The sequence below is a fragment of the Burkholderia sp. Ac-20379 genome, from assembly GCF_017104645.1.
Lineage (GTDB): Bacteria > Pseudomonadota > Gammaproteobacteria > Burkholderiales > Burkholderiaceae > Burkholderia.
Genome location: NZ_JAAGPF010000256.1, coordinates 1 through 10,981, shown reverse-complemented (window position 1 = coordinate 10,981; position 10,981 = coordinate 1). Strand labels below are relative to the sequence as shown.

Annotated in this window: 11 protein-coding genes and 1 pseudogene; 2 read left to right on the top strand and 10 right to left on the bottom strand. The window is 70.0% G+C overall.

Features of this window, described 5'->3' with window-relative positions; all coding sequences use genetic code 11:
• The 8 genes and pseudogenes from G3N92_RS25030 to G3N92_RS24995 form a co-directional block, all read right to left on the bottom strand.
• A pseudogene (locus G3N92_RS25030) lies at positions 1–405 on the bottom strand (sugar phosphate isomerase/epimerase); the annotation flags it as partial.
• 3 nt (positions 406–408) lie between these two features.
• Positions 409–1,452: a 4-hydroxy-2-oxovalerate aldolase gene (gene dmpG / locus G3N92_RS25025; RefSeq protein WP_206130282.1), complete on the bottom strand. Its 1,044-nt coding sequence runs from the start codon at positions 1,450–1,452 to the stop codon at positions 409–411.
• Complete coding sequence (locus G3N92_RS25020) at positions 1,449–2,411, bottom strand: acetaldehyde dehydrogenase (acetylating) (RefSeq protein WP_206130281.1); 963 nt, start codon at positions 2,409–2,411, stop codon at positions 1,449–1,451. The genes dmpG and G3N92_RS25020 overlap by 4 nt, the downstream gene beginning before the upstream one ends.
• Before the next feature lie 50 nt (positions 2,412–2,461).
• Positions 2,462–3,229 (bottom strand): fumarylacetoacetate hydrolase family protein, encoded by a 768-nt coding sequence (locus G3N92_RS25015; RefSeq protein ID WP_206130280.1) that lies wholly within the window; start codon positions 3,227–3,229, stop codon positions 2,462–2,464.
• On the bottom strand, positions 3,226–4,044 hold the full coding sequence (locus tag G3N92_RS25010; RefSeq protein WP_206130279.1) for a fumarylacetoacetate hydrolase family protein: 819 nt from the start codon (positions 4,042–4,044) through the stop codon (positions 3,226–3,228). Before G3N92_RS25010 ends, G3N92_RS25015 begins: the two co-directional genes overlap by 4 nt.
• Positions 4,041–4,262 (bottom strand): tautomerase family protein, encoded by a 222-nt coding sequence (locus G3N92_RS25005; protein WP_206130278.1) that lies wholly within the window; start codon positions 4,260–4,262, stop codon positions 4,041–4,043. The genes G3N92_RS25010 and G3N92_RS25005 overlap by 4 nt, the downstream gene beginning before the upstream one ends.
• A gap of 56 nt (positions 4,263–4,318) precedes the next feature.
• Positions 4,319–5,263 carry a dioxygenase gene (locus G3N92_RS25000; protein WP_206130277.1) on the bottom strand — a complete coding sequence of 315 codons (945 nt, stop codon included), beginning with the start codon at positions 5,261–5,263 and terminating at the stop codon, positions 4,319–4,321.
• A gap of 144 nt (positions 5,264–5,407) precedes the next feature.
• On the bottom strand, positions 5,408–6,238 hold the full coding sequence (locus G3N92_RS24995; protein WP_206130276.1) for an amidohydrolase family protein: 831 nt from the start codon (positions 6,236–6,238) through the stop codon (positions 5,408–5,410).
• A gap of 180 nt (positions 6,239–6,418) precedes the next feature.
• Between G3N92_RS24995 and G3N92_RS24990 the strand changes: the two genes are divergently transcribed.
• Positions 6,419–7,324, top strand: coding sequence for a LysR family transcriptional regulator (locus G3N92_RS24990; RefSeq protein WP_206130275.1), 906 nt, complete (start codon positions 6,419–6,421; stop codon positions 7,322–7,324).
• Positions 7,325–7,346: 22 nt separating this feature from the next.
• On the opposite strand, the gene G3N92_RS24985 is transcribed toward G3N92_RS24990, so the two are convergent.
• Together G3N92_RS24985 and G3N92_RS24980 are read right to left on the bottom strand one after the other, a co-directional pair.
• On the bottom strand, positions 7,347–7,958 hold the full coding sequence (locus G3N92_RS24985; protein ID WP_206130274.1) for a carboxymuconolactone decarboxylase family protein: 612 nt from the start codon (positions 7,956–7,958) through the stop codon (positions 7,347–7,349).
• A 29-nt stretch (positions 7,959–7,987) separates the two neighbouring features.
• Positions 7,988–9,400 carry an MFS transporter gene (locus tag G3N92_RS24980; RefSeq protein ID WP_206130273.1) on the bottom strand — a complete coding sequence of 471 codons (1,413 nt, stop codon included), beginning with the start codon at positions 9,398–9,400 and terminating at the stop codon, positions 7,988–7,990.
• Between the two features lie 188 nt (positions 9,401–9,588).
• Between G3N92_RS24980 and G3N92_RS24975 the strand changes: the two genes are divergently transcribed.
• Positions 9,589–10,956, top strand: coding sequence for an LLM class flavin-dependent oxidoreductase (locus tag G3N92_RS24975; RefSeq protein ID WP_206130272.1), 1,368 nt, complete (start codon positions 9,589–9,591; stop codon positions 10,954–10,956).
• The last annotated feature ends 25 nt before the right edge of the window (positions 10,957–10,981 follow it).

Sequence of the window (10,981 nt, the reverse complement as noted above, 5' to 3'; positions counted from 1 at the left end):
GAATTCGAGCGCGCAACACACGCCGTACCGGCCGGCCAGCTCGCAGAGCCGCGCGAACCGGTCGGCGGCCAGCGCCGCGTCGGCGATGTCGATCAGCGTCAGCGCGTGGCGCGCGCCGAGCCGCTGCGCCGTCTCGAACACCGGCTCGAACGCGCGCACGTCGCGCTCGGGCGTCAGCAGCAGCACCTCCACGTCGATCACCTGCAAGCCGGTGTCGCGCAGCCGCCGTTCGGTTTCGAGCAGCATCGGCGAGCCGTCGAACATCGGATGCTGGCGTTCGCCCGCGCGAAACGGGCTGAGCCGGAAGCTCACGCCGTCGTAGCCGGTGCGGGCCGCGGCGGCCACCAGTTCGGGCGGGGTCAGCTCGATCGCCGTCAGCGGCACGAGCGAATAGCGGCGGCTCACGGCTCAGCCCGCCACGGCCGCGCCGGCCTCGGCGCGCGCGAGCAGGTCGAGCGCAACGTCGACGATCATGTCCTCCTGCCCGCCCACCATCTTGCGGCGGCCCAACTCGACGAGAATGTCGACCGTCTTCAGCCCGTACTTCGCGGCGGCCACTTCGGCATGGCGCAGGAAGCTCGAATACACGCCGGCGTAGCCGAGCGCGAGCGTCTCGCGATCGACGCGCACCGGGCGATCCTGCAACGGCCGCACCAGATCGTCGGCCGCATCCATCAGGCGGTACAGATCGCAGCCGTGGTGCCAGCCGAGCCGCGCGGCGGCGGCCACGAACACCTCGAGCGGCGCGTTGCCGGCGCCCGCGCCCATCCCGGCCAGGCTCGCATCGATGCGGTCGCAGCCCTCCTCCACCGCCACGATCGAGTTCGCCACGCCGAGGCTCAGGTTGTGGTGCGCATGAATGCCGGTTTGCGTGTCGGGCTTCAGCACGTCCTTGAACGCGCGGAACCGGTCGCGCACGTCGTTCATGCCGAGCGCGCCGCCCGAATCCACCACGTACACGCAGGTCGCGCCGTAGCTTTCCATCAGCTTGGCCTGCTCGGCGAGCTTCTGCGGCGTGGTCATGTGGCTCATCATCAGGAATCCGACCGGATCCATGCCGAGCTCGCGCGCATAGGCGAGATGCTGGCGCGACACGTCGGCCTCGGTGCAGTGCGTGGCCACGCGCACCACGCGCGCGCCGGCGTCGTAGGCGTTGCGCAGGTCGTGCGTGGTGCCGATGCCGGGCAGCAGCAGCGTGGCGATCTTCGCGCGCGTCACGCTCTCGGCCGCCGCGGCGATCCATTCCACGTCGCTGTGCGCGCCGAAGCCGTAGTTGAAGCTGGAGCCTTCGAGGCCGTCGCCGTGCGCCACTTCGAGGCTGTCCACGCCGGCCGCGTCGAGCGCGGCGGCGATCGCGCGCACGTTCTCGAGGCTGTATTGATGGCGGATCGCGTGGCTGCCGTCGCGCAGCGTCACATCGGAAATATAGAGCTTGCGGTCGCTGACGCTCATTGCGCGGTCTCCTTCAGGGCACGCGAGATGCCGGCTTCGATCCGGCGGCGGGCCATCATGTCGCCGCACGCGAGCGCGGCCGAGGTCATGATGTCCAGGTTGCCGGCGTACGACGGCAGGTAATGGGCGGCGCCCTCCACTTCGAGGAACACCGAGGTCTTGACGCCGTGCCGCGGGCCGAGGCCCGGCACGTTGAGCGACCGGTCGGCCGGGATCGCATCGAACTGCACGCGCTGCTTCAGGCGATAGCCGGGCACATAGGCTTGCACGCGCGCGACCATCGCCTCGATGCTGCGCTCGATGCGCGCCGTGTCGGCGTGCTCGGACAGCACGAACACCGTGTCGCGCATGATCAGCGGCGGCTCGGCCGGGTTCAGCACGATCACCGCCTTGCCGCGCGCCGCGCCGCCGAGCGTCTCGATCGCGGCGCGCGTGGTTTCGGTGAACTCGTCGATGTTGGCGCGCGTGCCGGGGCCGGCCGATTTGCTCGAAATCGACGCGACGATCTCCGCGTAATGCACCTTCGCCACCTGCGACACGGCCGCGACGATCGGAATCGTGGCCTGCCCGCCGCACGTCACCATGTTCATGTTCGACGCGTTCTCGGCTTCCAGGTTGATCGCCGGAATCACGTACGGGCCGATCGCGGCCGGCGTCAGGTCGATCACCTGCACGCCGTGCGCCTGCAACACCTCGTTGTGGCGCGCGTGCGCGCCGGCCGAGGTGGCGTCGAACACCACGTCGATCTGCGGGAACACGTCGAGCTTGAGCAGCCCGTCGAGGCCTTCGGCCGTGGTCGGCACGCCCAACCGGGCCGCGCGCGCGAGGCCGTCCGAATTCGGATCGACGCCCACCATCGCGCCCATTTCGAGGTGGCGGCTGTTGCGCATCACCTTGATCATCAGATCGGTGCCGATGTTGCCCGGCCCGATGATGGCCACTTTCACCTTGCGATTCATGATTCACTCCCGTTCGCCGGCGGCCGGCCTTGCCGCCGCCGGCATCGCCATCAACGCTTCACATGGAACCCGGCGCTGCCGAGCTGCTCCATCTCGACCAACACGTATTGCCCCGGCGCGATCCATTCGGCCGGCGTCGCGCCGCCCGCCATCACGATCCAGCCCGCCTGCAACGGCTCGCCGGCCTGCGCCGAGAGCCGCGCGGCGGCCACCAGCGAGCGCAGCGGATGGCCGAGCAGCGCGGCGGTGGAGCCCACCTGCGCGACGCGCCCGTCGATATTGAGCGTGAGGCCCAGGTTGCCGAAATCCGCTTTCGGATCGCGCCACGCACCGATCACGAAGCCGCTCGACGACGCGTTGTCGGCGATCACCTCGGGCAGCGTGAACTTGAAATCGCGGTAGCGCGAATCGATGATTTCGAGCGCGGGCGCGACGGCCTCCACGGCGGCCAGCGCCTGCGGGCCCGTGACGTCGCCGTCGAGCGCGTGCTTGAGCACGAACGCGATTTCCGGTTCGACGCGCGGATGCACGAAGCGCGAGAAATCGATCGCCGTGCCCTCCTCGATCTGCATCGCCGACGTCAGGCGGCCCCAGATCACGTCGGACAGCCCCATCTGCACCATCTTCGCGCGGCTCGTGAAGCCCATCTTCACGCCCACCCGGCGCTCGCCGCGCGCGAGCCGGCGCTCGATCGAGGCGGCCTGGATGCGGTAGGCGTCGTCGAGCGACAGGCGGTTGTCGGTGTCGAACTGCGCGATTTCGCGCGCCTCGCGCGCGGCGTCGTCGAGCAGGCTCGCGATGTCGGTGATCTGGCTCATTGGCGGGCCTCGCTTGCGGATACGGTGGAATCGGCTTCGAACACGGCGCGCACCGCGCCGAGCCCGTTGATGCGGGCCTCGAAGATGTCGCCGGGCGAAACCGGCGCCATCGGGCCGAGCGCGCCCGACAGCACCAGGTCGCCGGCCTTCAGCGGCGTGCCGAGCCGCGCCATCGTGCGGGCCAGCCACACCACGGCGTTGATCGGATTGCCGAGGCAGGCCGCGCCCGCGCCCACCGACACCGGCTCGCCGCGGCGCTCCATCGCCATGCCGCACAGGCGCAGATCGAATTCGGACAGCTTGCGCGGGCGCGTGCCGAGCACGTAGGCCGACGACGACGCGTTGTCGGCGATCGTGTCGGCGATCCGGATGTTCCAATCGGCGATGCGGCTGCCGACGATCTCGAGCGCCGGCAGCGCGTAGTCGATCGCGCGCAGCACGTCGAGCTGGCCGGGGTGGTCGACCGCGATGTCGCGGCCGATCACGAACGCGATCTCCGCCTCGATCTTCGGCTGCATCAGCATGGACGCCGGAATCGGCTCGCCGTCGCCGAAGCCGTAATCGTCGAACAGCATGCCGAAATCGGGCTGATCGACGCCCAGTTGCTTCTGCACCGCCAGCGAAGTCAGGCCGATCTTGCAGCCGACCAGGCGGCGGCCTTCGGCGAGACAGCGCTCGGTGTTCACGCGCTGGATCGCGTAGGCGTCGTCGATCGTCAGCCCCTCATAGGTTTCGCGCAGCGGCGCGATCGCGCGGCGCGTGCGGGCGGCGTCGGCCAGCGCGTCGGCGGCCTGCCGGATCGCGTCGGGCGTCATTGTCCGTTCTCCTGAACGTTGGCGTTCGCCGGGGGCAGTTCGTCCTTGGTCTGGCCGCCGATCGCCCAGAAGGCGGCCGGCGTGGTGGTGGCGTACACGCGGATCGTGTTGAGCGGCGCGCCCAGCGTTTCGTGCACGGTATGCGCGACGGCCTTCACGCAGGCCTTGATGGCAGCCTCGTCGCGGCCCTCGACGAGGGAGATATGAACAATCGGCATGATGGATCTCGGTTCGACAGCGGGGGAAATCGGAAGGATTGAATCGGGCGGCGCGCTCAGGCCACGCGCTCGAGCACCGTCCACACCGGGCGCGGGCCGTCGGCCTTGCCCGTGATCGGCGGCGTCGGCAGCCGCGCCTCGCCGGGCTCGATGCGGAACGTATGGGCGAGCGAATACCACGGGCCGCTCACATCATCGGCCGGCGCGGGCGCGTTCTCGTGCAGCACGTACTGCCCGATCAGCGCGCGCGTCACGCCGAACTGCACGTCGGTTTCGAGGTTCGGATCGTCGCTCGAATAGACCTGCGAGAACTGCGTCTTGAAGCCGGCCTTGTGGATCATGAAATGGATGTGCGCGGGCCGCAGGTTGTGCCGCCCCTGCGCGCGCAGCAGCTCGCCCACCGGCCCCGACAGCGGGATCGGATAGCCGGCCGGCTTGATGCTTCGGAATGCGATGCGTCCGTCGGCGCCGGTGGTGAGCTTGCCGCGAAAATTCATGTCGGCCTGCTCGGGATCCTGGTTCTCGTAGAAGCCGTCGGCCGAGGTGTGCCACACGTCCACTTGCGCGCCGGCCACCGGCTGGCCCTCGGTGTCGCGCACCCACGCCTCGACGAAGATCGGCACGCCGGCCGACGGCGAGCGCACGATCGAGCCGCCGTTTTCGGTGGCGGGCGAATCCATGCGCCAGAACGGCCCCATCAGGTTCGCGGTGGTGTCGGTCTGGCCGTGGTCGCCGTTGTTGAGCAGGCAGACGAGCGACGACAGGCCGAGCGAGCCGCTCGCCAGCACCACTTCGTTGTGCGAGGCGTTCGAGAGCTGGCCGAGCTTGGCGATATAGCCGCAGGCGAGATGGAATTCGGCTTCGGTCAGCCGCGCGTCGCGGGCGAAGTCATGCAGATGGCGCACCGCCGCCGACATGATTTCGCGGAAGCGCGGGCTGGGCGCGCGCTCGATTTCCGCGAGCACGGCGCGCGTGACGTCCTGTTGATTGCCGATGAGCATGCGTGTCTCCATGAGGGACGGCGGGCGGTTCGCCTTCCGTCTCGATGGCACGCATGATGCGCGGCGGCAGCGGATACCGTCCAATACCGATTTTTGACGAATCGATACCGGATCGGTATGGCTTTATGGGTTGATACGCCGGTGCTACGCCCCGAAGCCGAACAGCCGGCGCGGCGTGTCCCACAGGATGCGGCGGCGCACGGCCGGATCCGGCACCAGCTCGCCGAACAGCGCCAGCAGCGGCGCGTAATCCATCCGCTCCGGCGCGCGCAGGAACGGCCAGTCCGAACCCCACACGCACTGCTCCGGGCCGAACGCGCCGAGCAGCGCGAGCAGATACGCGTGCGCGTCCTGGTACGGATGCGGCTGCCGCGAATACTTCTGCATGCCCGACAGCTTCACGGTCACGCGGCCCGTTTGCGCGAGCCGCAGCAGGGCCTGGAACGCGGGCTGGCCGACGCCCTGCGCCACCTCGGGCCGGCCGCAGTGGTCGATCAGGATCCGCACGCGCGTCGATTCGATCAGCGGCAGCAGGTGCGGCAGCTGATCGCCGGCCACCTGGATCTGCGCGAACAGGTCGTGCTCGGCCAGCATCGCGAACAGCGCGCCGGCGTCGTCGAACACGCCGAGCCCTTCGAGCGCCGGATTGAACGCCACGCCCACCACGCCCGCGTCGCGCAGCGCGCGCAACGCGCCGGGCGCGATGTCGTTCTCCACCACCGCCACGCCCTTGAAGCGGCCGCCGCCGTGCGCGATCGCGTCGAGCATGCAGCGGTTGTCGGTGCGGTAGCCGCTGGTCGGGCCGACCAGCAGCGCGTGTTGCACGCCGCACGCGTCGAGCACGCGCGCGAACTGCGCGGCCGTGCCGATCTCCTGCTGGCTCGGCCGGTACGGCGTGTCCGGCCGATACGGAAAGCGCTGCGGATCGAAGACGTGGTTGTGGCAATCGATTTTCGGTTCGTCGAACAGGTTCATCGTGTCGGGCAGGCGGGCTCGGTGAAGGGAACGCGGCGGCAAGCCGCGCCGCGCATCGCGCTCATCGTATAGCGAAGCCGCCCGGCGCGGCCAGCTTGCCGCTGCGCCGATCTTGCGTTTCAATACCGCAAAACGGCGAAGCGATACCGCAACGGTATCGGCCGGGCGCGAGGAGCCGCGATGGAAATCAAGCAGATGCGCTATTTTCTGGCGCTGGCCGAGGAGCTGAACTTCAGCCGGGCCGCCGAGAAGCTGCATATGGCGCAGCCGCCGCTGACGCGGCACATCCGCGCGCTCGAGGAGGAGATCGGCGCGCCGCTGTTCGTGCGCACCACCAAGGGCGCGGAGCTGACGGAAGCCGGCCACGCGCTGCTGGCCGAGGTGCCGAACATCCTCTCGCTGTCGCGCCGCGCCGAGGAACGCACGCGGCTGGCCGGCCAGGGCTACGTGGGCAGCCTCGACGTGGGCATCTTCAGCTCGGGCATCCTCAACGTGATCCCGCGCCTGCTCGCCGAGTTCCACGCCGAGCGGCCGAACGTGAAGATCAGCATCCGCAACATGTCGAAGATGGAGCAGATCGCCGCGCTGCGCGAGCGCCGCATCACGATCGGCTTCAACCGGCTGGTGCCGGACGAGCCCGATATCGGCGTGGATTGGGTGCAGCGCGAGAAATTCCTGGTTGCGCTCTACGAAGGGCATCCGCTGTGCGCGAAGAAGACGATCGCGCTGCGCGACCTCGACGGCGAGCCGATGATCCTCTACCCGAACGCGCCCGTGCACGGGCTGGCGCAGGAGGTGGCGGCGGCGTTCCGCGCCGAGGGCGTCGCGCTGCGCGTCGAGCAGGAGGTGGAGGACGTGGTGACCTGCATCGCGTTCGTGTCGAGCCGCTTCGGCGTGTGCGTGACGACCGAATCGGCGGCGAACCTGCGGCTGCCCGGCGTGGTGTACCGGCCGTTGCAGTCGAGCCAGTTGCGCGACATCGAATTGAGCTGCCTGTACCGCCAGCAGGAAAGCTCGCCGATCCTGCTCGCGTTTCTCGATTTGATCCGGCGCTCGCGCACGCGCCGGATGCGCGTGGCGTATTGAACGGCGAGGGTTCGACCGGGCCTCAGGCCGGATCGCGGAACGCGTCCACCACGTGCAGCGTGTGCGCGTACACCGCGCCCGCGCGCAGCACCACGGCGATCGCATAGGCCTCGTCGAGCGCCGCGCCGTTGCCGGGCGTGGCCAGCGCGGCGTCGTGGAACACCTGACGGCGCGCGTCGTTCGATTGCGCATAGGCGGCCGCGGCCGCCACTACCCACACCAGCCCCGGCGTCAGCACGTCCGTGTCGAACGTGGCCTGCGCGAACCGCAGGCGCGCGCGGGCGATGTCGCTGTCGCGCAGCGCCGCTTCGTCGGCGATCGCGAGCCGCCCGCCGTCGAGCGACACGGCCGCGTCGCCCAGCGATTCGAGCGCGGCGCTCAGATAGCTGACCGCCAGCGCTTCCTGCTCGCTCGCGCCGCAGCGGCGCGCGAGCGCCGCGTGATGCTCGATGCAGAACGCGCAGCGCGTGACCTGGGCGATCGCGACGGCCACCAGATGCTTGTCCTTCTCCGTCAGTTGCCCGGCCCGCCACACGGGCGCCGACATCGCGCGAAACGCCTTCGGGCCGGCGTGCTGCCGTTCGAGCGCGGCGAGAATCCGCGCCTCTTCGTCGTGCAAGCGTGAACCGCTCATGGTCGATGCATCCTGTTCGAAAAGGGGAATCAGCGCGAAGCCGCCAGCGTGGCCTCGGCGCGAACGGAGCGCGCGGCGCCGGCGGCATCGCGGCCGGACTCGCCATCCGCATCGCCATCCAAATCGCCATCCGACCCGCCGCCCGCCGCGCGCCGGGCCGGGTCCGCCGCGGCCAGCACCGCGATCAGGCTCAGCGCGCCCAATGCCGAAATATAGGCGCAAATCAGCCACGGCGCGCCGCCGCCCACCGCGAGCAGCGCCGCCGCCACGAACGGCGTCAGGCCGCCCGAGATCAGCGTGCCGATCTGATAGCCGAGCGAAATGCCGCTGTAGCGCACTTCCACCGGAAATTGCTCGGCGAACCACGCCGCGCCGGGCGCGTAGATCGCCGCGTCGAACACCGCCAGCTCGATCGCGAACACCAGCGGCAGATAGCGCAGGTCGCCGTGATCGAGGAACCAGAAGAACGGCCAGACCAGCAACGCGATGCCCACCACGGCCCAGATCGCGGGCCGGCGGCGGCCGATCCGGTCGGACAGCGCGGCCCACAGCGGCGTGGCGACGATCGCCACCGCCGAACCGACGATCACCGCGCCGAGCGCGTACGACGCGCCGTTGCGCTTCAGGTTCAGATAGCTGATCGCGTAGGTGGTGACGATCGCGTACATCGCGGGCTGCAGCAGCCGCAGGCCGATCGTGACCAGCAGCGCGCGGCGGTGATGGCGGAACACCTCGGCCACCGGCAGGCGCTTGAGCCGGCCTTCGGCCTGCGCGGCGAGAAACGGCTCCGGCTCGCGAATCCGCGTGCGCACGAAGATCCCCACCGCCACCAGCACCACGCTGAACAGGAACGGCAGGCGCCAGCCCCAGTCGGCGAACGCCTCGGGCGCGAGCCACGCGCGCACGCCAAGGAACGTGCCGGATGCGAGCAGCATGCCGGCGGCCGAGCCGACCTGCGTGAACGAGCCGAGCAGCCCGCGCGTGCGCGCGCCGGCATGTTCGACCGACAGCAGCGACGCGCCGCCCCACTCCGCGCCGGTGGCGATGCCCTGCAGCAGCCGCAGCGCGACCAGCAGCACGGTGGCGAGCAGGCCCGCCGTGGCGTAGGTCGGCAGCAGGCCGGTCAGCACCGTGGCCACGCCCATCAGCACCAGCGAGAACACCAGCACGCGCTTGCGGCCGATCCGGTCGCCGAAGTGGCCGGCGAACACCGCCCCGACCGGCCGCGCGAAGAACCCCACGCCATAGGCCGCGAACGCGCCGAGAATGCCCACCAGCGCGTTGGCGCTGGCCGGAAAGAACGCATGACTGAAGATCAGCGCCGATGCCGTGCTGTAGATATAGAAGTCGTACCACTCGATGGTGGTGCCGATGAACGCGGCAAAGCCGACGCGCGCGGCGCCCGCCTTGGGGCTGCGCGATGTTGCGAGGGGAGTCGACATGATTCGGCCGGACGCGGAGAGACGGAAAAGCCGGCCAGTAAAGCATCGAAACCTTCGTCAACCTAACGAGTTTTTCTGCTTTGCATTGCAGTTTCGCCGCGATAACGATATGCCGATCCGGCGATGTCGGCCGCGCGCCGCGCCGCCTAGAATCGCTGGTTTTCCAGCCAGCCACGGGCGCTTTCGCGATGCCACGTCAACTCCGCTTCAACGCCTTCATGATGAACTGCGTGGCGCATCTCGCGCCGGGGCAATGGACCGCCGAGGCCGACGCCTCGCTCGACTATCTCGACACCGCCTACTGGGTGGACATCGCCAAAACGCTCGAGGCGGGCCTGTTCGACGGGCTGTTCCTCGGCGACGTGATCGGCGTGTACGACGTGTTCGGCGACAGCCCGCAGGCCGCGCTGCGCTCGGCCGCCCAGGTGCCGATGAACGATCCGGCGGTGCTGATCCCGCTGCTCGCGCACGCCACCGAGCATCTCGGCTTCGGCCTGACGGTGTCGGTGGCCTACGAGACGCCATACCTGCTCGCGCGCCGCTTCACCACGCTCGATCACCTGAGCGGCGGGCGCGTGGCCTGGAACATCGTCACCTCGTATCTGCAAAGCGGCGCGCGCAGCCTCGGCCAGGACGCGCTGCGCGCGCACGACGCGCGCTACGAGCGGGCCGACGACTTCATGGCGGTGTGCTACCAGCTCTGGGAAGGCAGTTGGGAAGACGGCGCGGTGCGGCGCGACCGCGCGAACGGCGTGTATGCGGACCCGTCGCGCGTGCATGCGATCCGCCACGACGGCCCGCATTTCCGCAGCGAGGGCGTGTTCCAGTGCGAGCCGTCGCCGCAGCGCACGCCGCTGCTGTTCCAGGCCGGCGGCTCGGCGCGCGGCACGCGCTTCGCGGCCGAGCACGCCGAATGCATCTTTCTCGGCGCGCCCACCCGCAAGGGCCTGCAGGCCTCCGCGCGCGCCGCGCGGCAGGCGCTGGCCGACGCCGGGCGCGCGCCCGACAGCGCGAAATTGTTCGCGATGCTGACGGTCATCGTCGACGAGACGGCCGAACGCGCGCAAGCCCGCTACGCGGCGTACCGCGACCGCGCCGATCGCGACGGCGCGCTGGCGCTGCTGTCGGGCTGGACGGGCATCGACCTGTCGCGCTACCGCCCCGACGACACGCTCGCCTATGTCGATACCGACGCGGGCCAGTCGGCGCTGGCGTCGTTCAGCAAGCTCGATCCGGAAAAAGTGTGGACGGTGCGCGACGCGGTGGAGTTCGTGACGATCGGCGGGCGCGGCGCGGTGGTGGTGGGCGATGCGGCACAGGTGGCGGACGAATTGCAAGCGCTGGCCGAGGAGGCCGACATCGACGGCTTCAACCTGGCCTGGGTCGAGTCGCCGCGCACGTTCGAGGATGTGGTGCGCTGGCTCGTGCCGGAACTGCAGAAGCGCGGCGCGTACAAGACGCAGTACGAACCCGGCACGCTGCGGGAGAAACTGCTCGGCGGCCCGGCGCGGCTGAGCGCGCCGCACGTGGGCGCGCGCTACCGCGCGACGCGGTAGCGCGGCCCGCGACGCCTCACTCGGC